The 23,177-nt window shown below is 51.0% G+C and carries 20 protein-coding genes; 2 read left to right on the forward strand and 18 right to left on the reverse strand.

Features of this window, described 5'->3' with window-relative positions:
* Window positions 1-9: 9 nt before the first annotated feature.
* Window positions 10-1,146: an NADH-dependent flavin oxidoreductase gene (locus AC0MA3_RS06575; RefSeq protein WP_474655577.1), complete on the reverse strand. Its 1,137-nt coding sequence runs from the start codon at window positions 1,144-1,146 to the stop codon at window positions 10-12.
* Between the two features lie 231 nt (window positions 1,147-1,377).
* On the opposite strand from AC0MA3_RS06575, the gene AC0MA3_RS06580 reads away from it, so the two are divergent.
* Window positions 1,378-2,826, forward strand: a complete 1,449-nt coding sequence (locus tag AC0MA3_RS06580) for an MATE family efflux transporter (RefSeq protein WP_474655578.1) — start codon at window positions 1,378-1,380, stop codon at window positions 2,824-2,826.
* Between the two features lie 119 nt (window positions 2,827-2,945).
* Here the strand turns inward: AC0MA3_RS06580 and AC0MA3_RS06585 are convergent, their stop codons facing one another.
* The 8 genes from AC0MA3_RS06585 to AC0MA3_RS06620 form a co-directional block, all read right to left on the reverse strand.
* Entirely contained in the window at window positions 2,946-4,295 is a 1,350-nt protein-coding gene (locus AC0MA3_RS06585) for an extracellular solute-binding protein (protein WP_474655579.1), read from the reverse strand.
* Window positions 4,296-4,407: 112 nt separating this feature from the next.
* Window positions 4,408-5,217 (reverse strand): response regulator transcription factor, encoded by an 810-nt coding sequence (locus tag AC0MA3_RS06590; protein ID WP_379156677.1) that lies wholly within the window; start codon window positions 5,215-5,217, stop codon window positions 4,408-4,410.
* Window positions 5,192-6,907, reverse strand: coding sequence for a cache domain-containing sensor histidine kinase (locus AC0MA3_RS06595; protein WP_474655737.1), 1,716 nt, complete (start codon window positions 6,905-6,907; stop codon window positions 5,192-5,194). Before AC0MA3_RS06595 ends, AC0MA3_RS06590 begins: the two co-directional genes overlap by 26 nt.
* A 327-nt stretch (window positions 6,908-7,234) precedes the next feature.
* Window positions 7,235-7,465 (reverse strand): cold-shock protein, encoded by a 231-nt coding sequence (locus AC0MA3_RS06600; RefSeq protein WP_219215299.1) that lies wholly within the window; start codon window positions 7,463-7,465, stop codon window positions 7,235-7,237.
* A 135-nt stretch (window positions 7,466-7,600) separates the two neighbouring features.
* Window positions 7,601-7,801, reverse strand: a complete 201-nt coding sequence (locus tag AC0MA3_RS06605; protein ID WP_019914790.1) for a cold-shock protein — start codon at window positions 7,799-7,801, stop codon at window positions 7,601-7,603.
* A gap of 258 nt (window positions 7,802-8,059) precedes the next feature.
* Window positions 8,060-8,338, reverse strand: coding sequence for a hypothetical protein (locus AC0MA3_RS06610; RefSeq protein WP_474655580.1), 279 nt, complete (start codon window positions 8,336-8,338; stop codon window positions 8,060-8,062).
* A 71-nt stretch (window positions 8,339-8,409) separates the two neighbouring features.
* Window positions 8,410-9,513 carry an MBL fold metallo-hydrolase gene (locus AC0MA3_RS06615; RefSeq protein ID WP_474655581.1) on the reverse strand — a complete coding sequence of 368 codons (1,104 nt, stop codon included), beginning with the start codon at window positions 9,511-9,513 and terminating at the stop codon, window positions 8,410-8,412.
* A 93-nt stretch (window positions 9,514-9,606) separates the two neighbouring features.
* Window positions 9,607-10,320, reverse strand: coding sequence for an HAD family hydrolase (locus tag AC0MA3_RS06620; RefSeq protein WP_474655582.1), 714 nt, complete (start codon window positions 10,318-10,320; stop codon window positions 9,607-9,609).
* Between the two features lie 150 nt (window positions 10,321-10,470).
* Between AC0MA3_RS06620 and AC0MA3_RS06625 the strand changes: the two genes are divergently transcribed.
* Window positions 10,471-11,499 (forward strand): copper amine oxidase N-terminal domain-containing protein, encoded by a 1,029-nt coding sequence (locus AC0MA3_RS06625; RefSeq protein WP_474655583.1) that lies wholly within the window; start codon window positions 10,471-10,473, stop codon window positions 11,497-11,499.
* A 459-nt stretch (window positions 11,500-11,958) separates the two neighbouring features.
* Here AC0MA3_RS06625 and AC0MA3_RS06630 read toward each other — a convergent pair whose 3' ends face one another.
* The 9 genes from AC0MA3_RS06630 to AC0MA3_RS06670 all read right to left on the reverse strand — a co-directional run bounded on the left by AC0MA3_RS06630 (window position 11,959) and on the right by AC0MA3_RS06670 (window position 23,173).
* Window positions 11,959-12,207 (reverse strand): type B 50S ribosomal protein L31, encoded by a 249-nt coding sequence (locus AC0MA3_RS06630; RefSeq protein ID WP_074088414.1) that lies wholly within the window; start codon window positions 12,205-12,207, stop codon window positions 11,959-11,961.
* Window positions 12,208-12,352: 145 nt separating this feature from the next.
* Entirely contained in the window at window positions 12,353-13,141 is a 789-nt protein-coding gene (locus AC0MA3_RS06635; RefSeq protein ID WP_379156658.1) for an SDR family oxidoreductase, read from the reverse strand.
* A gap of 271 nt (window positions 13,142-13,412) precedes the next feature.
* A complete protein-coding gene (locus AC0MA3_RS06640) occupies window positions 13,413-14,267 on the reverse strand; it encodes a diguanylate cyclase domain-containing protein (protein ID WP_474655584.1) in 855 nt (284 codons plus the stop codon).
* The gene (locus AC0MA3_RS06645; protein WP_474655585.1) at window positions 14,257-16,353 is read right to left on the reverse strand and encodes a cellulose biosynthesis cyclic di-GMP-binding regulatory protein BcsB; all 2,097 of its coding nucleotides are present in this window, start codon (window positions 16,351-16,353) and stop codon (window positions 14,257-14,259) included. Before AC0MA3_RS06645 ends, AC0MA3_RS06640 begins: the two co-directional genes overlap by 11 nt.
* 42 nt (window positions 16,354-16,395) lie before the next feature.
* Window positions 16,396-17,646, reverse strand: a complete 1,251-nt coding sequence (locus tag AC0MA3_RS06650) for a glycosyltransferase family 2 protein (protein ID WP_379156647.1) — start codon at window positions 17,644-17,646, stop codon at window positions 16,396-16,398.
* A 26-nt stretch (window positions 17,647-17,672) separates the two neighbouring features.
* On the reverse strand, window positions 17,673-19,238 hold the full coding sequence (locus AC0MA3_RS06655; RefSeq protein WP_474655586.1) for a hypothetical protein: 1,566 nt from the start codon (window positions 19,236-19,238) through the stop codon (window positions 17,673-17,675).
* Window positions 19,235-20,785 carry a glycan biosynthesis hexose transferase WsfD gene (gene wsfD / locus AC0MA3_RS06660; RefSeq protein ID WP_474655587.1) on the reverse strand — a complete coding sequence of 517 codons (1,551 nt, stop codon included), beginning with the start codon at window positions 20,783-20,785 and terminating at the stop codon, window positions 19,235-19,237. The genes AC0MA3_RS06655 and wsfD overlap by 4 nt, the downstream gene beginning before the upstream one ends.
* Before the next feature lie 25 nt (window positions 20,786-20,810).
* Complete coding sequence (locus AC0MA3_RS06665) at window positions 20,811-21,962, reverse strand: hypothetical protein (protein WP_474655588.1); 1,152 nt, start codon at window positions 21,960-21,962, stop codon at window positions 20,811-20,813.
* 197 nt (window positions 21,963-22,159) lie between these two features.
* Complete coding sequence (locus AC0MA3_RS06670) at window positions 22,160-23,173, reverse strand: potassium channel family protein (RefSeq protein WP_474655589.1); 1,014 nt, start codon at window positions 23,171-23,173, stop codon at window positions 22,160-22,162.
* Window positions 23,174-23,177: the final 4 nt, after the last annotated feature.

Consider the following 23,177-nt stretch of genomic DNA (forward strand, 5'->3'; position numbering starts at 1 on the left):
GTGTCCTTCTTAAGACTTCGTTGGAATCCAGCCGGGGGTGTGGATCAGAGCACCCCACAGCGGATCGGGGATGACAAGGGTGCTTTGGGCAGCGGGATCAAGCTCCAAGCGGATCTCATCGGCGCGGCCTTCAGCAACCTTCTGAACCCAGTCCGGTTCAATCAGCAGCGGACGGCCCAGAGCCACCAGTTGAATTCCGCTTGTCATTGCCTTCAGTGCATCATCCGCACTGTAGAGGGAACCTACACCAATCATTGGCACGCCGCTCCCCGCCCGGTCAACGAGCTGTTCAATCCGCGGACGGCTGTCCTCCGTTCCACGCCGCGGCAGCGACCAGAACTCCTGCAGCGAAGTATGGAGATAATCCAGGCCTTCTTCCTTAAGCGCATCGATCATCTCGAAGGTTTCAGCCATTGTAATTCCAGGTGTCTCCGGCTCCTCGGGAGAGAAACGGTATCCTACAAGAAACGGCGATGAAGCATGTTCGTTCACTGCGCCTTTTACCGCGCGCAGAACAGCAAGCGGGAAGGCCAGACGTCCTTGCACATCTCCGCCCCAGCGGTCGTCGCGGGTGTTAGAATGCGGGGAGAAGAATTGCTGAAGCAGATAGCCGTTCGCTCCATGAATCTCTACGCCGTCGAATCCGGCTTCGATCGCCCGGCGGGTTGCCGCACCAAAATCAGCGATGATTCCTTCAACTTCTTCATCTGTCAGTGCACGCGGCACAGGTCCATGCCCACCGCCTGGAAGCTCTGCCGGCACATTGCTTGCGCTGACGGGCTGGCCGTCAGGCAGTTGCTCCGGCGGGCATTGACGTCCGCCGTGGAAAATCTGCAGAACCGCCTTCGCGCCTTCCCCCTTAATGGCTTCCGCCAACTGGCGCAGGCTTGGAATCAGCTCATCACGGTCAGCGCCGAATTCGCCTGCGAATCCTTTGCCGCCACGCGATACGTATACACAGGCGGTGATCACCATTCCTGCTCCTTTGGAGCGGCGGATATAATAATCAAGCTCCGGTCCAGATACCGTCCCATCCTCATTCGAAGAAAAGTTGGTCATAGGCGCCATGACTACACGGTTTTTCAGCGAAATTCCATTTGCGAACTGGAATGATTCAAGCAGTGGACTATAATCTTTTTTAGACATCTTCTGTAATCCCTCCAATATAGTTGTACACCAAATATTTAATTTCTTTTTGTAAGCTTCATACTTAGTGTAATCTACTTGGGCACAAAAAGAAAGCATGCACATTTATGTAACATACTTTCCTTGCAGTTACTATTGCGCTGGTACAGTTCTGCTGAGGAGAACCGTCCAAGAAACTTATGCTGATCCTTTTCAGTATTTTTATAAAAATACTGCATTTTCATAAAAGCTGTGCTAACATACACCTTATTTACAACTGAAAGTCAGCAAGAAATAACTATAAGAAGGTGTGTAATGAACCAAACGAAACATCAGGAGTTTAATTTGATTAAGCTAACCTGGCCTATATTCTTGGAACTATTCCTGTTTATGCTTATGGGAAGTGTGGACACGTTCATGATCAGCTCGGTATCGGATAATGCGGTTTCCGGTGTAGGCGCAGCCAATCAGATTATTACCATGGCTATCCTCGTGCTCAGCGTAATCGGCAACGGCGCGGCCATTGTCGTGTCCCAATATCTCGGATCCAAGAAGCCCAAGGAGGCCGCAGAGGTCACCGGGAATGCCATTACATTAAATCTGGCCGTAGGCATTATTCTTAGCACAGCCTTGCTGCTCTTCGGAGGAACCCTGCTGGGCGCGCTGAATGTCACAGGGGATATTCTCGTACATGCCAAGGTCTATATTCATATTGTCGGTGGCGGGATTTTCCTGCAGGCGCTGCTGAATGCGCTGGCGACGACCATCCGCACCCACGGTTTCACCAAGCAGACCATGATGGTCTCCCTGCTGATGAATCTCATTCACGTAGCCGGCAATTATCTGCTGATCTTTGGACATCTTGGCTTCCCTGCGCTGGGTGTGCAAGGGGCGGCAATTTCCACGGTAATCAGCCGTTTCATCTGCCTGATTCTTTTCTTCCTGCTGCTCTACAGAATCATGGAGGTGCGGGTGAAGTGGACTTATTATGTTCATCTCTCCAAAAAATATGTCATGCAAATCCTCAAAATCGGCATCCCATCCGCGTTTGAATCGGTGATCTATCAATCCTGCCAGCTGATCTTCACCTTATATATTACGTATCTGGGTGCAGAGGCTATGGCTACACGCCAATATGCCTTGAATATCTCCAGCTATATCTTTCTGTTCAGTGTAGCTGTATCAATGGGTACCTCGATTATTGTAGGCCACCTCGTCGGAGCAAAGCGGCCGGAGGAAGCCTACAAGCGTGTGTTCAGCAGTGTGAAGTGGGCACTTCTCGTCACAGTGGTCATTGATGCTGCCGTCATTTTCTTCCGTATCCCGCTAATGGGCTTGTTCACGGAAAACCTGAATATTGTCACCATGGGTGCCCAGGTGATTCTACTCAGTATCTTCCTGGAGACAGGGAGGACCTGCAATCTGGTGATCATTAACTCCCTGCGTGCTTCGGGCGATGCGAGGTTCCCTGTCTATATGGGTCTGATCTCAATGGTCTGCATCAGTCTACCGCTCGGCTATGTACTGGTATTCCAGATGCATCTGGGCCTGGCCGGGGTCTGGCTGGCTACCGCCTTTGATGAATGGCTCCGGGCGGTCATCATGTATTTCCGCTGGAAGAGCAGGGCATGGGAAAAGCATGGCCTGATTGAACACGAAAATGCTGAGCCTGCCATCCCATCCGCCGCACCGGCACACTGAGTGGAATGTAGCTAAGGGGTTCAACCCGTTCTTTTCAGAGCGGATGAGATTTTCTTCAAAAAAATGGGATGTCCCGCAAAGCCTTTGTTCAGGCTGCGGGACATCCCATTGTGTTTTGCTCAATTCCCTTTTTCTACGGCTTCTTTATGCTTCGCGGCGAACTCCTCCGGAGTAACTGCCTTGCCGAACAGCGCCTGAATCATATCCAAGTGGACCTGAGCGGCGTTGGGCTTCATCTGCACATCGGCAAATAAGGTGATGCTGCTCGCATGATTGAGCTCGTTCAGCAGATCTACATACAACTGGGGCAGCGCCGAATTCGAGGTATCCACTTTAGTAGCCGGAATAACACCAGCTGTGGTTACAGAGTCCTGGCCCCATTTGGATACGAAATATTCGACGAAAGCCTTGGCTTCTTCCTTCACCTCGGAGGATTCGGCTACGAATAGGCCGACACCAGGTCCGCCCACCCAGCTGTTGATATTTCCCTTTCCTCCCTGCACAGCAGGGAACTTAAAGAACCCAACATTATCCTTAAAAACCTGCGGGATATTCGGGTTAGTGGTGAAGTTAGGCAGCTCCCAGGTTCCTGTCAGATACATAGCCGCTTTTTCATTTACGAACTCCGACTTGCCTTCCTCGTTCGATAATCCGTTGAAGCCCTTATTAAAAGCATTCATATCCACCAGGGTCTGCACTTCAGCCGCAGCCTGGATCAATCCCGGGTTATCGAATGACCCTGACCCATCAGTCGCTTTCTTCAGAGCCTCGCTTCCCGCGATCCGGTCAGCCAAATACATGTACCATAACGAGCCTGTCCAGCGGTCTTTGTTACCCAAGGCGATTGAAGCTACCCCGTTATAGGAAAGTATTCTAACAATTTGCTTGAATTCCTCATATGTGGTTGGAACCCGCAGATTATATCTAGCGAAGACGTCCTTGTTATAGTAAATAGGTGAGATGTTCAGCTCGATAGGCAGGGCATAGGTCTTGCCGTCCAGCACATAAGCTTCGGTAGTACCAGCTACAAATTTGTCCTTCAGCTGTTCCCCGTCCAGAATATCATCCAGCGGAGCAAATAATCCAGCCTTCACATAAGGCTCCATGAAGCCTGCCGCCCACGTAATACCAACATCCGGCAGCTCGTTGGAAGCTGACAGCACCTTCAGCTTGTTCTTGTACTGCTCATTCTCCAGCACTTCCTGCTTGATCGTGACGTTCGGATGCTCCTTTTGATAATCGTCAATAATCTGTCCCACCAGTTTATTCTGCTGGGCCGAGCTGTCTGCAGGCCATAAATGCATCATTTTAAGGGTAACTTTCTGCGCCGGAGCATCACCGGAGGCCATAGCATCCACCTGGGCCTCGTTGCGATTCCCAGCTATATTTCCTCCCCAGCCGCAGCCCGACAGAACGAATGCCAGCATAGACGTCAATATCAGGCTTTGGGTTATTTTGTTCCTCGGCATTCCTGTAACCTCCATACTTTACGTCGCACACCGAATGTAATCGTTATCATACACACTCTAGCACCGAGGCTGGAAGACTATAAGATCACACTCATTGGTTTTTATTCCACTTTTATTGGATTTCACTGCGCTCATCCTTCATTTGCTGGCGGTAGCGGCTCGGACTCACACCCTCCAGAGACTTGAACACTTTGATAAAATATTTGTCCGTACGGTAACCTACACGCTCCCCAATCTCTCCAATCGGCAGGCGCGTCTGTAACAGCAGCTCCTTGGCACGCTGAATTCTTATACGTGATAAATATTCGCTGAACGATACGCCCGCCTGCTCCTTGAACAGCACGCTGAAGTAGCTGGCATTCAAATGAATCATGGCGGCTACTTCGGACATGGTCAGCTGCTCGTGCAGATGCTGCTCCACATAGGCCAGGGCTTCTTTTACCGGTTCACCCATATCAGCAGTATCGGGATCGATCTCCATCAGCTTATGGTCAACCAGCTTCTCCAGCTTCTCATGACGCTGCTGTTCCTCTTCCTGCTTCAGGGCTGTCTCCACTACCTCCAGCAGTTCGACCTTGTCCAGTGGTTTAAGCAGATAATTGAATGCGCCAAGCCTCAAGGCCTGCTGCACATATTCAAATTCTGCATAGCCGGATATGACAATGATGACCGGTTTCCGAGCTAACTCTTTTATGGAACGGATCAGGTCTAGTCCACTGACCTCAGGCATTCGGACATCGGTAATCAGCAAATGCACACGCCCATTCAGCAGCCGCTCACGCGCGTCAATACCGTTATCAGCCGTTTCTATGATATAGCGGCCAGCAGCCCATACCTCCAGCGTTTGCCTGATGCCCTGCCGTGTCCTCGGTTCATCATCCACAACCAGAATCGTCTTATTGCCCGGATTGCCCAAATTCATATGTATGCCCTCCATTGTTCGGAATTTCAAAAGTAATCACCGTACCCTCGGAACGGCTACTCTCAATGTGCAGCCCTTCCATCTCCGTCCCTGCCGCTTCATAGTAAAGCTTCAGACGCCGCTGCACATTTACCAGACCTATTCCTGTACCCTTTGAAGAGATGGATGGGCCGCCTTCGAGCGCAGCGTATAAGGACTTCAGCGTGTCGGAATCCATCCCCGGCCCATCGTCTTGTATTGATATTCGGGTCCAGCCTTCACGTGCAGAGGGGGTGACGATGACGCCAATGGTTCCATTACCCACACGTCCCTCCACTCCGTGAAGAATCGCATTCTCGACGATCGGCTGAATAAGAAGCTTAGGCACCGGTACGGTAGCCTCCCTATGTTCAATTTGGATATTCCACGACAGGCGGTCTCCCATGCGCATCTCCATAATTTTCAGATAACGCTTAACCTGCTCTACTTCTTCCCCGAGGGTAACCCATTCATCGGAGTTCGAATTTCCGATAATGTACCGGAAGAGTCTGGACATTGCAACCATAAGCCCAGCCAGCTCTTCTTCGCCCTTCTCCTCAAGCGACCAATTGAAGGCCTCGAGTGTATTGAACAGGAAATGCGGGTTGATCTGTGCCTGCAACGCCTTTAGCTCCGTACGGCTCTGCAGCACTTCCTTTTCATAGACCACACGGATCAGATCATTCATATTGGCAATCATACCGTTGTACGTATAGTTCAATTCCCTTAACTCCATTGTGGATACCGTCTCTGAGTTAGGGGTCAGAACTCCTAGCCGGGATTTACGCATCGCGCGAATCAGATGTATAATCGGCCTCGTAATCATCGTGGACAGCACAAAAGACAACAGTAAAAACAGCAGCGTGCCAATCCCGCCCGAAACCAGTAATACCGTTCTTAGTACAGAAATCCCTTTGGTAACATAGCTTACTGGAGTAAGTATCAGTAGTGTCCAGTCGGTCTTATCAGAGCCCAGCTTCACCTGTACATATTCCTTGCCCTGGAAGTTAACGGTCTGGTCCTTGCTGGCAAGCAGCGGAAGCAGCTCGGGCTGCGGTTCCTCACTGCCTCCGAGCAGTTGGCCCTCGTCATTCACCAGCAGCACAGACTCGCCCCCGTCACTGCCGGACAGCGGATCATTGAGCTGGAAGTAGCTGCGCTGGATCCGGGCGATCAAATAGCCACCCCGTGAGAACCAGCGATCCATCAGGCTGACCTGGCGGATAGCCAGAAGGCTGCCTTCATCATTTGGATCCACGCCGATCCAGACCAGCCTGCCTTTCTGGGTATTGGCTTCAGTGATGTATGGATCGCTGATTCTTGCGTTAAGGCTTCCTTCCTTAATCGGGAACAGCAGCCTGTAGTCCGCCGTATACAGCTCCAGAGAACCCACACTCGGCATATAGGCCTGGTAGCTGGAGACGATCTGCTGCAGAGACTGACGCTGATTAAAAGACACGGATTTGCCGTTCAGCTCATCATTCAGCAGCTGCTGAACTGTCGGATGGTTCGCCACCTGCTCCGTCAGGCTGTCGATCTGATCGATCAGCGCATCCAGCCTTCCGTTCGCTTGCACCGCAGTCTGCTGGATGTGCCGTTCCGCATTATTTTTCAGCAAATAGGAGACCCTGTTATACACAAACGCCCCGGACACCGCAATGATCACCAGCATCACCAGCAGAAACCCAATGAATATTTGATTGCGGAGCGTGTTCAGTTCCTTCACTTTCCCATACACACAGGATTCCCTCCCTCAGGTGATAGCGTTTCCAACCTTATTCTCCAAAAGTTTCGCCAATTGTCAAGCACATTTGTCGCCCTTCTGCCAAACGCACCAGAAAAAACCAACGCAATTTCACTTACCAGGGTTCAGTTAGGGGCTTATCTGGTTGTCCATCCATTCAGACAAAAAAATAGCCCGCTCCTCAAAAGGAACCGACTGCTAAATGATCTTCTTTATACTATCTAAGTGGATTGACCGGCTTCCTGAAGCGGCAGATTACGTAATGGTAATGCCCTTCTTGATCGCCTTCATGTCAAAATTCGTGTTCACAAGCATAGGCAGTATCTTCATGCTTCTAGTCATTGGAGAGTTGCATTGCCAGCAGGTAGGTACATATTGAAAGGCAAAGTTATCGCGCATCCATCCGGTACAATCCTCTTTGGTGCAGGACCAGATGGCGGTGTCTTCCTGTGGAAGATCCTCCAGCGCTTTTTTTCGAAAATACATAAGTACCCCTCCTTGGTTCGAATTGAGAAGATGTCCACACCCATAACGGGCGTTATGGCAGGGCTGCAGCGGCTTGTTCATTGTCAAAAAAAAAAGCTGTCCTCAACTTGAGTTAAGGACAGCTTGATTTCAAAATTACAGTTTTACAACGTTTTCGGCTTGTGGTCCACGAGCGCCTTGAGTTACGTTGAACTCAACGCGTTGGCCTTCGTCCAAAGATTTGAAGCCGTCGCCAGTGATTGCGGAGAAGTGTACGAATACGTCGCTTCCGCCTTCAACCTCGATAAAACCGAAACCTTTGTCTGCATTGAACCATTTAACTGTACCTGTTTGCATGATATTACCTCCAAAATATTATTTAACACATGTCCTTTTATTCCTACGTATTGTACGAACAAATAAAAATTCACACATTGGAAAAGGCTTCATAAGCACAAATGATAACCCTTTACAATATGTGAATTAAGGTTAAACTTTATGTTTGAATTTATTGTATCACATTCATTCTTCAAAAGCAAAGGAATCGTTAAAAATAAAAATATCCTGCCGGGTCCTGAGTCCCTGCAAAGGCCATGGACCCGGCAGCTACAAGGGTTAGTCGATGTATCCGGCCAGCCCTTTATCCATTAAATAATCCATTTCCGCATCGAGGATACTCTCTACAGTCAGTTCATCCAGCTTCACATCGCGCTGGGCGACAATATAATCCACCAGATCATCGTTATCGATATCTACCTCACCTTTAGAATTCGCTTTGGCTTTGTTGATAAAGGCCAGCTCATGTTTCAGCACCAGCTGAATCAGCTTGGAATCGACTTTGGTCTGCGCAGCTAATACCTCCAACAGTTCCTGTTCATTCACTTGATCACTCATGTTCGTATTGTCAGCTCCCCTTGCATTTATGCACAGCTATTGTACCACATGTCCATACTCTGTATCGCCTCTTACTTCCACCATGTCAGTGCGGGAACATCCGCAGAACCGGTATAGACCGGCTCACCAATGCGCGGTGTAGCCAGACGTACACCCTGTGCCTTCGCCGCTGCGAACACCCGCTCCACAGGATCAGTCCAGTCATGCATCGACAGGGTAAATGCCCCCCAATGAATCGGAATCATCAGGGCACCGCGCACATCCAGATGCGCCTGGACCGTCTGTTCCGGGAGCATATGAATATCCGCCCACCGCGGATCATATTGGCCGCATTCCATCAGCGTCAGATCAAAGGGTCCATACTTCTCTCCGATCTCGGCAAAGTGCGGGCCATAGCCGCTGTCGCCGCTGAAGAAGATCTTCGTCTCTACCCCCCGGATAATCCAGGAGCACCAGAGTGTGGTATTGCGGTCCAGCAGGCTGCGCCCGGAGAAATGCCGTGCCGGAGCGCTTGTCAGCGTAAGCCCGGCATACTGGAACTCATCCCACCAGTCCTGCTCACGGATTTTCTCACGGCTCACCCCCCAGCGCTGCAGGTGGGCGCCGACGCCAAGCGGCACAATGAACATGCCCACCTTGTCCTTCAACTGTTTGATCGTGCCATAGTCGAGGTGGTCGTAATGGTCATGGGAGAGCAGCACGGCATCGATACGGGGCAGCTCCGAAATCTCGGCTGGCAGTTGCTTGCTGTATCGCCTGCCACCCACCAATGGAAAAGGAGATGGCGAGCGCCCCAGCATAGGGTCAAGGAAGAGTGTCACTCCATCCATCTCCAGCAGCACGGCAGAATGCCCAAACCAGGTCACCCGGGTGTCCCCGGCCTCCTGAATCGAGCCGGGCATTAGCCTTTCCGGGATCAGGGGCTGCTTGGGCCTCGAGCGGGGATTACCTTTGATGAAATCCTTAAGTATGGATAAGCCGTTTCCAGCACTGTTTTCCATCATCACGGTAGGAGCCGGATAGACGAATTTCCCGTCCTTGTAATTCGGTGATTGGCGGATGGTCTGCTTTTCCTTCCCAGAGGCTCTGCGGCCAAAGGCAGGATAAAAGGCCATTGTTAAGTAAGCCAATACGGCCAGCGCCACAAGGACAATAGCAATGATAATTAAGGTCATGGTCCAGCCCTTCTCTCCGGCATATTAAGATCTTAGGCATATTATAAATCCGGCCGGAACCGGGAGCAAATGTGCCGGCGGCGGCTCTGCAAGCTACAGGTTCCAGCCAGGGATTTTGCGCAAATCACCATCCTGGATTTGAACCGTGCTCTGTACGGGGATATCAACCGGAGAGGAAGCTGTACGAATGAAGCAGGAATCAATCCCCACTGCCGCCGCACCTGCCATGTCTGTACGCGGATCATTGCCAATCATGACCGCTGAGCTTAGATCTGCCCCGTACTTCTCCGTCAAATAGCGGTAGAACAGCGGATCAGGCTTGCTGATGCCTGCCTCCGAGGATATCGCCACCCCATCGAATAAATGCAGAATACCCAGCATGGTCAGTTCTGCTTCAATGAAGGTTTTCTGACCATTGGAGAGCAGGAAGACCCTCTTGCCCCGCGTTCCCAAGTGCCGCAGGATTTCCTGAGCCCCGTCATACAGGGAGATCTTAATCATGGATAAGGTACGCAGCCATCTTACAGTTTCGTGCAGCCAGGCTTGTCCAGGGTTCCCGCCCAAAGCACGGGCCACCTCGCGGAAGACCTCCTCCATCACAAAATCGGGATATTCACAGTGCTGTACAGCAGCCGCCAGCTGACGGTCCCTTTCCAGCAGAAACCGCTGCTGCAGCTCCACTCCAGTAATCGTCAGGCCATGATAACCGTAATGGAGCGCGAGCCGCTCCCAGACTCCGGGCTGCTCCTCGTCTGTCTCAATGTCGATCAGTGTGCCGTACAGATCAAAAATATATGTCTGATACATAATTGATTCCTCCTAAGTGTCTCTGTTGCAGCTATTGTTAATATTTTCATTCTAAACGGATATGGAACTTATGCAACAAAATCCCATACCCTGGCGTTTAGAGGTTAACAGACCCGGCACCAGAGAATCTGAACCAAAGGAGCAAATACCATGAACACTATTCTAAAAACAAGCACTATCCTGCTAACCTTGTCACTCGCACTTACAAGTGGAGGGGTCTCTGCCGCCCCAAGTTCTTCATCCGCAAATTACAGCGCCGTAAAGGCATCCTCTGCTGCGGCTGCTATATTCTCCATATCCCTGAGCGGGACTGTTCTTTCGGAGTCCGGTTACCAACCCTCCGGCAGCAAAGAGCCGCTGGTTCCTCTTCGTGCTGTTGCTGACGGGCTTGGCTTCACGGTTGCCTGGAATGCGCAGACAAAAGCTGTAGAACTGAATAAGGGTAATATTTTCACCACAGTAAAAAGCGGCGAAGACCGCTATGTTATCAATAAAATGTACACTACACTCGGTACAGCGCCGCAAACAAAGCAGGGCAGGCTGTATGTCCCCGCCTCTTTTATAAACAAAGTGTTGCGTCAGGTGATTACCGTGGAAGGACAGCAGATTCTGATCCGCCCGGCAGCAGATAGTATCAGCGAGACTGGTGTGATCACTTCCATCACCCAAGCGGACAACTATCAGTCCGTGCATATCCGGGGAACCGGTACAGAGGGAATCGTTCTGAACGTAGGCAAGGATACCCAGCTCTTCCGCAAAGACGGCTCGGAACTGGCCTTTAGCGATCTACGCATCGGCATGACGATTGAGGCCCAGCACTCCCTTATCTCCACCCGCAGCCTTCCTCCGCAAACTCCGGCCTACCGGATCACCGTACTGGACGCAGAATTACAAGACGAACTTCTTGGCACGGCGGGTACAATCCAACAAGTCGATACCGAAGATGGTACCGTCAGCATCCGTATCCGCGGCAGCGCACTGAGCGAGAAATCGCAAAATGAGGTTGTGCTGCGTCTGACAGAGAACACTCTCGTCATCAATGAAGACGGAGAGGCTGTGTCTCCCTCCCTTCTGGTCCAGGGATCCAAGGTTATCGGATTCTATAGCCCTGCTCTGACCCGCAGCCTGCCTCCAATAGGCACGGCCCTGAAGGTAGTCATGGAGACAGAAATACATTGAGTTGTCCGCACTCACAACAGCGTGAAGCCATACCTGCTATGGCTACAAAAAAACCGCGAAACCTGTAATATACAGGAGCGCGGTTTTTTTGATAGTACCGATAAATCATCTATTCTGTGTACTAAAGCAACGAAGACCCGGCGGGCAGCCCGCAGAGTCTTCAAAAGGTGAGAAGTGAATGTTTGTTTATGCCAGGTTCCAGAGGCTAGGGTACTTTTCCGGTTAACAATCGACGCCATCTCGATTTGTTCTTGCCTTTCAGATAGTACATGGGTGAAATCAACTACCTTTCGGAATACACGTTACATGCCGTTCCAATCGTTATAATTGACACCTTCCACTTCCCACCTGCTTATTATTACCCGGAATCTGCAGCCCATAAGCAGCCTGTACAAAAAAAAGAGGACCTTCCATCCGCCATCTGCATGGCTGCGGAATATCCTCTGTGCGGTCAAACTATTATTTCTTCTGAGCCAACCGTTGTTTGAACTTGTCAACACGGCCGCCAGTTTCGGTATCTCTTTGTTTACCTGTGTAGAACGGGTGGGATGCGGAGCTGGAGTCCACACGGATCACAGGATAAGTGTTGCCGTCTTCCCATTCCATAGTTTCACCGGACGATTTAGTGGACGAGCTCAGGAATTTGAAACCTACGCTGGCATCCAGGAAAATCACCTGGTTGAATTTAGGGTGTATGCCTTCTTTCATTGTAGTAACCTCCTTCCCGTACATATACAATATCTATGGCACAATGAAGCAATCTCTTGGGAGATAACTAAATCCACAGATTTACACGCCATACTATCATACGTGATCTGGGGCGCGGAGTCAACCACCAAAATAGACAACCCGGTTAGAGCGACTTCACCATTCCACCATCAATCAACAGAGACTGGCCCGTAATATAGGTATTGGCAAAAGAGCCCAGAAATACGGCCGCTTTGCCGAACTCCTCCGGAGTACCGCTTCTTCCAGCCGGAATCTGAACCAGCGCTTCCTGTCCGACCTGCTCCCGGGAGATGCCGCGGGCCTCCGCCCGCTTGCCGTCCAGCTGCAGAATCCGGTCTGTGCCGATACGGCCGGGCGCAAGCGAATTGATCAGGATGCCCTCCGGAGCCAGCTCGGTCGCGAGCGTCTTGAACAGCGCGCTCACCCCCGCCCGGAAGACGTTCGAGAGGATCAGTCCGCTAATCGGCTGCTTGATCGATACCGAGCTGATGCCCACAATGCGGCCGTTGCCGCTTGAGCGCAGGTAAGGCAGCGCTTCGCGGATCATGCGCACGGTGCCCATTAGCGTAAGCTCATAGCCGTCGGCCCAGTCGGCGTCGGCCATATCCTCAAAGCCGCCGCCCGGTGGGCCTCCGGCATTGGTGACCAATACATCCAGCCCGCCTCCGTACTCAGCGCCGGCTTCAATTGCCCGCCGGATCTCCTCGGGGCGGGTCACATCCATCTGTACCATCGCCACCTCCCGGCCGGTAGCCTCCGCGATGGTCTTCCGGGCCGCTTCAAGCTGTTCCAGGTTCCGGCTGGCAATCGTCACCATCGCGCCCTCGCGCGCAAACTCCAGTGCAGTAGCAAGGCCCAAGCCTTTACTCGCCGCCGCAACAAATACTGACTTCCCTGCTAGGCCCAAATCCATTCCCTACGCCTCCTTGTTCAGATGTCCGGCAGGCCAGTTGCCTGGTAAGCCAGTTGCCTAAAGAGAGCTCACGGCAGCCGGTGCTCCGGTTTGCGTACTATTCGTTCCTATGCTGCAATAATCAGCAGCGGTTAGACTAATCTTAGTATAGCCCTGGCCCCGCGTCCAGACTCTCTCCCCGAGCCTGGCCCCTTGCACGATCCAGACCAAATAGCGATGAGCAGCCAGCGTGCTCATCGCTATCTATTATCAATATAGACTAACTAATCGGCTATACATCAAACTCCAGCTGCTTCTTGGCTTGAACAATAAAGTCGAAAGGATTCTCTATCGTACCTTCCTCATACTGAACGGCTCCGATTTTCAGACCCAGATTGACCTTGTATTTCGCCATGAATTCCGTGTCGTTCAATTCCTGGAGCTTCAACTTAATCCGTTCAATCACTATCTTGGCTCCTTCGCGGTCCGTGAATAACAGGAGTCCCCAGGTGGCATCTTCCTTGTCCAGCAGATACAGCGCATCATTGGTGCGGATACTGGACTGACTGAGCTGGGAGACATCATAGATCGCCTCGGACAGCTGCTCTTCGGGGATCAGACGGCGGATTTCACTCCAGTATTTCACTTTGACCACCAGCAGGGTCAGCGGGATGCTGTATCGGGTAGAAATCCCTGTAAACAAGCTGGCATCCTTCTGAAAAGATATCGTGTTGCGCAGATCAGTGTTCTCATCTACGGTGGCGAGATTGGCCGTTCTTTTCTTAAGTAGATCGTTCTCAGCCTGTAGCTCCCGGGTAGTGGAGGTGAAGACCCACAGCACAACCGTAAGCAGCGGAGTCATAATCAGCCAGAAGTACGTATTGACGCCTATAGTCTCACCCTCCGACACCGTCTGGTAGAGAACAAAGAAACCATATCCGAAGATAAATGCAAGATTAAGCACCAGCCCGGCGGTTACGTTGGTAAAATAGGTGACCAGTGCCAGGAGAAAGGCGATATTCAAAATAATAATATTCTGAACGTAATGATCAGGCGAGCCTGCGATAAACACGATACATATGAAGTTCAGCACCAGGAACACCAGAAAGGCCAGATCGGAAAACAGGCTGCTGCGGTTACTTCTCATGCTTATCACCACGTTTCTTCATATGTTTGCGGAGCAGCAGAAGCAGCGATATGATCACCAACATAACCGCAAGCACGACCGCCACTACGAACCCCAGCACATCGCTACGATCCGTAATCTGCGTAATCACTGAGTCTTTGGCTGCTCCAGTAATTGTTTTGAAGCGGTACGCGCTGACATTGCCATCCTTGTCGGCGATGACGCTGTCACCGTATACCTTCCATTTGTCCTTTTCGCTGGCAAGCAGCTTGGAGACCAGATAGATGTTCTCCGTATTCGCTCCAGTCACCGCCATGAAACCCCGTCCGCTCTGATAAGGGGAATCCAGCAGCTGCAATGTGCCAATCTCTGCACCATATTGCTCATCAATACTCATCTTCTCATTCGAGAGAAACGAGGACCCATCCTTGCTGTACCGGAAGTACAGCTTGTCATTGTTGTCACGAATGACCTTATTATCCTTATAGGAGCCGATAGCGATAATATTATTATCCTTAAGATTATCCGCGCCGACAGTATCGGTGTAATAATGGATATCCCCTGTATTTCCGCCCGCATATTGGCCCAGCAGATTAAAGACATTCGCCAGACTCAGGTATGCATAGTCGTCCATCTTCTGGGGCAGTACGACCGCCACATGGTTGAAGATTTCATCACGGAGGAACGGATAAGGGTAATTATTGAACAGCAGATCCGTCCGGTCTTTGGTATTCAGATGCATGGCCGTTTCCTTGCTGATATAGGCCCAGGGCATTTGCTCCCTATTCGGGGTACAGATCGCATCCTGCATCTCCAGGTCGAATGCCACGGTTACCGAGAAGTTGCCGGAAATATTCAGACTCTGCGGAATAGCCAGATTCAGTGTATCGCCGTCCGCCAGCTCCTGGGTCAGCTTCTTGCTGCCGATCGGCGTATCATTAATGCTCACCGTTACCAGCGAGCGGTTGAAGTCCAGGTTCTCTGCATAGCGGAAATCCAGGCTGATCTTGCCGGAATCGGCAATTGAGCGGTTCGACGGAAGCGAGACGAAGTAGGTCTGCCCCTGATGATTCGGACCCGTCAGCTTGTCACCGGTTTCGGTAAAGGTCACGTTCGAGCTCATGGCAAAAGCCGGAGATGACACATCAGTGGCATCATCCACTACCTTCATGCCACTGCTGATCTGGCTGACCAGCTGCCGGCTGGCGAGGAGGCGTCCGGCCTTAATCAGCAGACTCTCATCCTTGGAAGTGACCACCAGGGTAGGACGCGTATCCTTGTTCACCAGCTGAATAAGGGCATGTTCGCCCAAGTCCACGGAGGAATCGAGCTGAAGCTTCAATGTATTCGGTACATGATCCGCCAAGGCAACCAGAATCACGGCTTTCCTGTCCCTCAGTGATTCTTCACGGTAAGGAAGCAGCGGAATGGCCGTATTGGTCAGGGTGTTCGCGTTGGCGAAGCCAGATAAGGCATAAGTGGCGGCTTCCAGCTCAGAACTGCTGGCACCAGCCGGCACACTCAGGAGGCTTTGGCTTCTTTTTACATAATCCATGCCGGAAAAGCGCTCGCTGAAATCGCTGATACCACCGCTCAGGGCCTTGGAGGTATAAGATACCGCGACACCGGAGGTGTTGAACAGATGCAGCCAGTTATCCGGGGTATTGTCCACATAGCAGATCTGGTTATTCTCCGCAGTGGTCCGCAGATACCCCTGAATGCTCAACGTGTTCACTCCCTCCTTCAGGAGGGTCTTCGGTGCGTCAACGGTTATGCTTTGTTCCCCGTTATTTTGCAGGGAGGGTCTGAAAGAGTAGAAGGGGCTGCCGTTCAGGGATAGCGTAACACTGGAGATTTGCTCCTCTGTAATTTGCGAAATCTGAAAATGCAGATTAACCTTCACACCTTCAACATTCCAGTAGTTCATCACTGTAAAATACTGCTGCTGTGAGCTCGTTCCCTTAAGTGAACTGTCGCTGCCGGTAAAGGCAGTCTCGTATATCTGTTTGTCATCAACCGGGGCCGCAGCAGCTGCAGAAGCCGCCCGGATCGGGATCAGGAAAAGGGAGACGCAGAGCGCCCATATCATCATCTGTTTTTTATTCATCGTCTTGTCTCCTGTATCACTGATTTCTTGTTCTGCTGTTGCTTAATATCGTTCCGTTTTGTACCATTTGGCTTCACGTTTAAAGATGACGTCTTTCAGATAGTTGTACAGTCCATACGCGGCAACGACCATCCACAGCTGACAGTATGATACATACATCAGCATAATGATCCATAAATTGGACAAGCTCATCTCGCCTTTTTCCGTAGTGAGTGTAACGAAGATGCCCACTACAAACAGAATGACAGCGAGCAGCCACAGGAAGCTGCTGAGTCCGGCAATGGTCGTATGCACGTAGCCCATCGCATGCAGCACGAGCAGCAGGTCGGAGGTGACCAGCGAGATCAGCAGCAGGAAGTAGATGGACAGATAATACAGAATATCAAAGCGGATTTTGGCTGCCGAGCGGTCGAAGAGCAATGGGATATTTTTGACAATCACATAGATATTGCCCTTCGCCCAGCGCGTCCGCTGCTTGAACCAGACCTTCACTGTCTGCGGCTCCTGCTCCCAGGTAACAGATTTGGGCTGGAATTTGATCCGGTATCCCATCATATAGATGCGGAAGCTGATCTCCGTATCCTCAGCGATTGCTTTGACATCCCAGCCGCCGATGCTCTCCACAATCGATCTGCGCATAATGAAATTAGTGCCGGGTATGGTGCACAGCTTGAACAGCTTCCAGCGCCCCGCCTGGGCCATCCATTGGAACGACAGCGTCTCAATATTAATAAACCGGGTAAGCAGGCTCGCATCGCGGTTACGGGTCCGGAATTTTCCGATCACCGCACCAAGCGTGGAATCATTGATGATCTCGGCGACGAGATACCTTAGCGCAGTCCGCTCCGGCGTATTATCCGCATCATAGATCGCGATCAGTTCGCCTTTGCTGCGGGTGAAGCCGATGTTCAGCGCATTGGACTTTCCTTTTCCACCCGTAACCGCATCCGTATTGATGATTATCAGATTACGATGAGGGAGGCGGGCCTGAATACTCCCCAGCAGCTCCGCGCTGTTGTCGGAGGAGTTATCGTTAATGACAATGATCTCGTACCGGTCATGCGGGTAATCGAGCGCCAACAGGGATTCGACTGTTTTGCTGATGACAACACCCTCGTTGTGGGCCGGTACCATAATCGTAACAAACGGATACTCGCCCTTAATCTCCGGAACATCCTCATTTTCAGTCTTAATGTAATACAGATAGCCCGCTATAATCAGAGCCACGTTGACCAGCAGCAGGGACCAGATGCAGATCACCGCGATTACCATCAGTACATCCGAGATCGTCATATTCTTCTCCTAAATCCAGTTATATGTTATTTAAAATACTTTCTCCGGTACAGCCTGTACCCAATCGCCATCAAACCGCCGAATAGCAATAGCGCGATGATAATCACTACAATAAAAAATTTGCTTTGCACGCTGAACAGCTTGGTGAAGCTCCGGACCTGTGCTTCTTTGTACTGGTAATCACCGCTTACGGCCTCCGGGGTATAACCGATATTCAAGGAGACGCCATTCACCGACACCACTCCATCTGCAGAGACGATCGTATTCTTATTCGTTACGGTCTTGTGCGCCCCCTGCTTGTAATCGGCAAAAGAGATCCATTCCTCTTCCAGCGTCTGCAGCAGCCGGTTAAGTCCGGCTTCATCCTCCGGGAGGTCTGCAGTGACGGCCGTACCCAGCGGCAGCTGCGGCATGGCTTTGGTAGGGTGGCTCAGCCCCTGCAGGAACTCCGGCTTCAGGCTGTAGAGAGAAGATGCTAGCACCTTAGATACATTCGTCTGGTTCATATACAGGACGTTCTCATCCGGGAACAGCACTGTGGAATCAAAAAATCCCATGCCTGCTTCCGCGTACTCCTTGTCGTAGGTCCAGTATAAGTCAGCCCCGATACCCAGCGGCGCGATGCCGTTCTTCACCAGCAAATCCACGAACCCGCCCATTTTCTCCGCGAGCGTGTGATCGCTGCTATTGATGGATGGCATGATCACTGGCGCATTTACCAGAATACTTCCATTCTTCGCCTGAACTTCCTTCAGTGCTGCCAGATAACGTAACATCGCCGGAAAATCGGTATTGCCGAACACCGGACGGATGCTTGCGATAAAAGGAATGCCCTCCTCGTACAGACGATCCGCCGTCTCTTCCAGCAGAGACAGGTCCGAGAACGGATAGATTTCCTTCAGGACAAGATAAGTCTGTGAAGCCGTCTTACTCTCAAGCCAGTCCCTCAGCACATAAGCCATCCCTACTACACTCGCATTGCCCTGCTCCAAGTAAGGGACGTACGTATAGCTGCCGGCAGTTGCCGCATAGGGCAGCTTGCGGCCGCTGCTCTTGAGGACGAAGCTCCCATACGTACGCTCCGCGTTCACGGCAGCTATATAGGGCATGTCCTTCACCTGAAGATTGGAGCCGGTGAATGGACCGACTGTAAGACCGGCCAGGTCTTCATCCACAATTCCCGTCTTTAACTGGAGCACCTGCAGCAGCCTTGCCGGTGGATGATACCCGACATGCAGTATCTGTCCCTGGTAGTGCTCCACATCCTCAAGATAAGCCCGATTGCCAGGAGGGATATCCTCCGCATTGATTACGGTGATAACCCGGGGAAAGGCATCCATGGTTCCCTTTGCGTAACGATCCAGGCTGAGCAGTGTCACCTGGCTTCCAAAAGCTGATAAGAGCCGCTGCAGTTCACTTATATTCTCTTCCCGGACGGTTCCTTTGCCCAGGCTGTCGTACAGAAGCAGTACCTTCTGCGGAGTATAAGCTTCCTGTACGCCTTGGGAGTGCGCCTGCGGAGCTGCGGACAACAGTAGAAGAACAGTAATGATCAGGGGCAGCAGCAGACTGGAAATCCTCTGTCGGTTCAAGCGCTCACACTCTCCTGTGCTTCAGGATGCACTTCAGCATAAGGTCCTGCCGTACTGGCAGCAGGCTGGCGGCCAGGGGATACTTTTCGCCCAATCACGCTTGCGGACAGCATGAAGGTGACCAGATCAAAGGATTGGGTAAACAGAAATTCATGCTTCGAAATATCAGCGTCGCCTGCTCCAATAATGGAGACAAAAATACCTGACAGGCCAACCCCCATACTGGCCAGAATCAGCACCATCCGCTGCACCCCCCGCATATCCCTGGCTCTGACAGCCTTCACAAAGGAAGGGGCATAGAGGCCGATGACTACCGCCATCCAGAGCAGGATAAATCCGAAGGTTTTGGGTGCAAGCTTCTGCTTAAGCAGACTATAGACCGTGAAAAAATGGCTCTGGGCACGGAAGGCCTTGCCCGCCGATTCTTCATAATTGCCCATCGCCGCAGGCTTGATTGAAAAGGCGCTCCGGGCCGCGACATTCAGGATGGAGCTTAGCTGATCCGGATGCACAAGATAGTTTTTGAGAATGGACCCGAAGCCGTAGCGGCTGTAGAAGTCCTTTTGCAGAATCGGCGAGTTCACATCTACTGTCCCGTACTGCTCGTAATAGATGCTACCCTGCAGAATGGCGTATTGTTCATTAATCCCAAAAGATTTCAGCGTCGTTTCGGGATTGGAAGATTCCTTCAGCACGCCCCGGGTCATAGCATGATATTGGTTGATATTGACGAATTCTTTGGAGATATTCAGGTAGGTGGCAATGCCCGCACACATCAGCAGCGCCATGGACACAAGCGTCAGACTGCGGAAGAGACGATCCCGCCGGATCCAGACCAGAGAGATGCCAAGCAAGGCAATAATCATGCCCACTGGAGCATTTTGCTGCTTGGAGGTCGTTAGAATAACGCTGCTGAGGACGAACAGACCAAGAAGTGCGTAGTCATTGTATCTTTTACGGCAGATCAGCAGCCAGGAGGCAAAGACGAAGATCATCATGATCATAACGACACTTTCGCTGTAAAAGGAGTTGAAATAGGCGGTATATCCTGTATCACCGAATACAAAAATAGCAAGAATGGCAATAATCATGCCTTGCTTGCGTGACATTTTGCAGGTGACCGCTTCTATTAAGAGATAGACGGCAATAACATAGAGAACCGTGTAAATAGCGGCCTGAAAGCGGATATCGAACACAGTGCTGCTGAACATCAGCTTATTAAGACCGATAGCCAGCTTAATGAACAACGACTGTGAGGAGTCTAGCGTAGCCCCATTCTCGTTATAGTATTGATAGATTCCGTAATGCTTAATGAAATAGCCGAAATACTTGCTGTCGTAGTCAGGCAAGCTGAAGTAGAGACCGTTACTGTATATATTGCGGAAAAAGTCGCCGTTATCAGCCATTCCTATGTAGGGAACCGTAAACAGAGCTATAACTGTAACGAGCAATACGCCGAAAGCTGCTGCAAAAGCGGGAGATACCCGCAGCCCGGCGGGCATAATATGTTGCCGTAGGGGTGTTCTTACTATGTTATCGTCGATCATGCCCGGCCACCTTCGTTACTGTAATTTAGAGTGAATATGAATAAGCCAACAAGGCCATAAGATTATCAAAAGAATACGCCTGTCCGGTATCGGTATTGCCAAATCCGCCGAACAGCGGACTATCTGCCTCCTGCACCTGAAATTCATTCATTCGCGAAATTCCCGACTGGTAGAGGACGTCATCTCCAATCTCTGCCCCTATCATAGCCGCCAGGGCATAAATTGCCGTGGACCGGATATCATTCAGTGGCTTCCCTTCACGGGAATATTGCCCGTAAAGCGTTCCTGCCGCGACCTGTTCCTTGATATAGCGGATACTCGCAGACTTCTGCCGGCCCGCCTCTGCCAAATGCAGAATGCTTAGGAGGGATTCTACTGTATTAATATTTTCCGTCCTGTAGGTTTCCGTGCCATAATCGAATCTCGTCTCGTAGAACGGAAACGCATCCGAGAGGTAGCCCTCCTCCAGAATCTCCTCCATATTACGCAATAATTTTTCTATTAATTCGTCATTAATCGACATTTTTCGCATGGTATTCAAATCAATATAGCACAATGTAACAAAGCTGTTTATAGTTTTGTAGGCAGCGTCATAAAAGTCATACATATATCCTTCTTTTACGTTATTCTCATAGAAACGCTGGCTGTATTTATCCGCCTGTTCTGTATAAGCCCGCTCATCAAAAACCTCACCCGCGTCATATAAGGCTCCAATCAGGCGCAGGTCGTCCACAGCGGCATTCACAGAATACTGCTTCTGTTGCTTAGGGCTGTAACGATAGCTGAATCCGCCTTTCATATCAAAGGTTTGTTCGGCTAGAGCCCACTGGCTGGCAAACTGCTCCTTATCGCCGGCAAACACAGCTGCTTTCATCAAGAGGGAAGCCGATTCACTTAGCACCTCATGACCGGTAGCCGATTCACCTGATTCGTCTGTATCCAGCAGGTTAGTATATACCCCGTAAGGTCCGGTAAGGCGATTCGCAATAAATGCCCTCAGGTCCTGTATTTCTTCCCGATTATCCACACTCTGCCCTATAGGCGACGGGGAAGAAGCTGCGACTATCGTCCCATTAGCTGTGGCGGCAGTACCGGTGGCTGGTTCGCCGCCCTTGCAGGAAGCTAGCAGCAACATTGAGAGTAGAATCCCGGTGGCTGTGCTGAGTTTACTGGTCATACCATCACATCCTCAAGGAAGAAGATATCTGCATCTATATAATATAACGGTAATCTAAGTCACAAAATTAACCATGAAATTGATCATTTTGTGTCCAACTCAATAAAAATTCATATTTACGCAAACAAAGAGCTGTACGAAGGTCCTGATGGACCCGAGCAGCTCTTTGTTGAATGAGATATGGATATATCGTCCTACTAACCTTTGATCTGACGGTAGGTGTGCTCATCTGACACGATGTAGAGTCTGGCTTCCTGCGGGATCGGCTGATCCAGCTTGCGGTTGATACCAAGATCCCCCCGGTCGGACAGCAGCGTCGCTCCCTGGCGCAGCAGCGCCTGGAAGGCATCGCCATAGGTACGCCATGCGGCATCCCGTGGAATTTCATAGATATCATCGCCATGCTCCCGGCTAAGCAGCTGGGTAATGACCTCCGGATTCCCCTCCTGCAGCGCCGAGCGGACAGCAAGTCTTGAAATGGCATCATGCGAAAGTACGAATTCATTAACATGGACATGACGGAAGTTCTGGATATTCTTTTCCTGCATAATCTCAACAGTGGTATGTACCTGCGGAGCAATCCGCTCAATACTGGAGGCGATCAGCAGGGTTTTGCCATCCGTCAGTGAAGCCTCGTCGATCCGCGTATCCCCGAATACGATCGCTGCCCTGGCTCCTTGAATATTCGCCTTATGCAGGATGTCATCACTGGAAGGGTCACCGCTGATGAAATGGACATGCTCCATGTCCTGCAGCGGGTGCTGACCGCTCTCATCAATAATGATGATCCTGCAATCCGGCGAGTAGCAGAGGATCTCATCGACGGCAGCTTGTGTTTTGCGGTTCCAATTGATCAGTACCACTTGGTCTTTCCCACGAAAGCTCAAGGTTCCGGCTCCTCTCCTTCTTTGCAGTTCCCCCATAGTATCAATTACCTTTCCGATCACCAGACTGAGTAGCCCGATGCCGAAAATATACAGAAACATGGTAAATAGCTTCCCCGCCGCCGAGGTGGCAAAAAAGTCGCCGTAACCTACGGTGGACATCGTCGTCATGACCCAATAGAAAGCATTGAACCAGTTGTGGAAAGTTCCTGGCTCCAGTACAAAGGCAATCGTTGCACTCATCACAACAAAGCCCAGGATGATCAGCCCAATGGACCTTTTCCTTAGACGCATCAGCTTCCCGGAGAGACGCAGTAGAAAATGCATCGGC

The sequence above is a fragment of the Paenibacillus sp. LS-5 genome (assembly GCF_056121505.1).

Excerpts from the sequence above, each read along its gene's own strand:
- AC0MA3_RS06575 (WP_474655577.1), bottom strand. The coding sequence starts at position 1,146 with ATGTCTAAAAAAGATTATAGTCCACTGCTTGAATCATTCCAGTTCGCA.
- AC0MA3_RS06585 (WP_474655579.1), bottom strand. The coding sequence starts at position 4,295 with ATGCCGAGGAACAAAATAACCCAAAGCCTGATATTGACGTCTATGCTG.
- AC0MA3_RS06590 (WP_379156677.1), bottom strand. The coding sequence starts at position 5,217 with ATGAATTTGGGCAATCCGGGCAATAAGACGATTCTGGTTGTGGATGAT.
- AC0MA3_RS06595 (WP_474655737.1), bottom strand. The coding sequence starts at position 6,907 with ATGCTGGTGATCATTGCGGTGTCCGGGGCGTTTGTGTATAACAGGGTC.
- AC0MA3_RS06600 (WP_219215299.1), bottom strand. The coding sequence starts at position 7,465 with ATGTATTTTCGAAAAAAAGCGCTGGAGGATCTTCCACAGGAAGACACC.
- AC0MA3_RS06605 (WP_019914790.1), bottom strand. The coding sequence starts at position 7,801 with ATGCAAACAGGTACAGTTAAATGGTTCAATGCAGACAAAGGTTTCGGT.
- AC0MA3_RS06610 (WP_474655580.1), bottom strand. The coding sequence starts at position 8,338 with ATGAGTGATCAAGTGAATGAACAGGAACTGTTGGAGGTATTAGCTGCG.
- AC0MA3_RS06615 (WP_474655581.1), bottom strand. The coding sequence starts at position 9,513 with ATGACCTTAATTATCATTGCTATTGTCCTTGTGGCGCTGGCCGTATTG.
- AC0MA3_RS06620 (WP_474655582.1), bottom strand. The coding sequence starts at position 10,320 with ATGTATCAGACATATATTTTTGATCTGTACGGCACACTGATCGACATT.
- AC0MA3_RS06625 (WP_474655583.1), top strand. The coding sequence starts at position 10,471 with ATGAACACTATTCTAAAAACAAGCACTATCCTGCTAACCTTGTCACTC.
- AC0MA3_RS06630 (WP_074088414.1), bottom strand. The coding sequence starts at position 12,207 with ATGAAAGAAGGCATACACCCTAAATTCAACCAGGTGATTTTCCTGGAT.
- AC0MA3_RS06635 (WP_379156658.1), bottom strand. The coding sequence starts at position 13,141 with ATGGATTTGGGCCTAGCAGGGAAGTCAGTATTTGTTGCGGCGGCGAGT.
- AC0MA3_RS06640 (WP_474655584.1), bottom strand. The coding sequence starts at position 14,267 with ATGAGAAGTAACCGCAGCAGCCTGTTTTCCGATCTGGCCTTTCTGGTG.
- AC0MA3_RS06645 (WP_474655585.1), bottom strand. The coding sequence starts at position 16,353 with ATGAATAAAAAACAGATGATGATATGGGCGCTCTGCGTCTCCCTTTTC.
- AC0MA3_RS06650 (WP_379156647.1), bottom strand. The coding sequence starts at position 17,646 with ATGACGATCTCGGATGTACTGATGGTAATCGCGGTGATCTGCATCTGG.
- wsfD (WP_474655587.1), bottom strand. The coding sequence starts at position 20,785 with ATGATCGACGATAACATAGTAAGAACACCCCTACGGCAACATATTATG.
- AC0MA3_RS06665 (WP_474655588.1), bottom strand. The coding sequence starts at position 21,962 with ATGACCAGTAAACTCAGCACAGCCACCGGGATTCTACTCTCAATGTTG.
- AC0MA3_RS06670 (WP_474655589.1), bottom strand. The coding sequence starts at position 23,173 with ATGCATTTTCTACTGCGTCTCTCCGGGAAGCTGATGCGTCTAAGGAAA.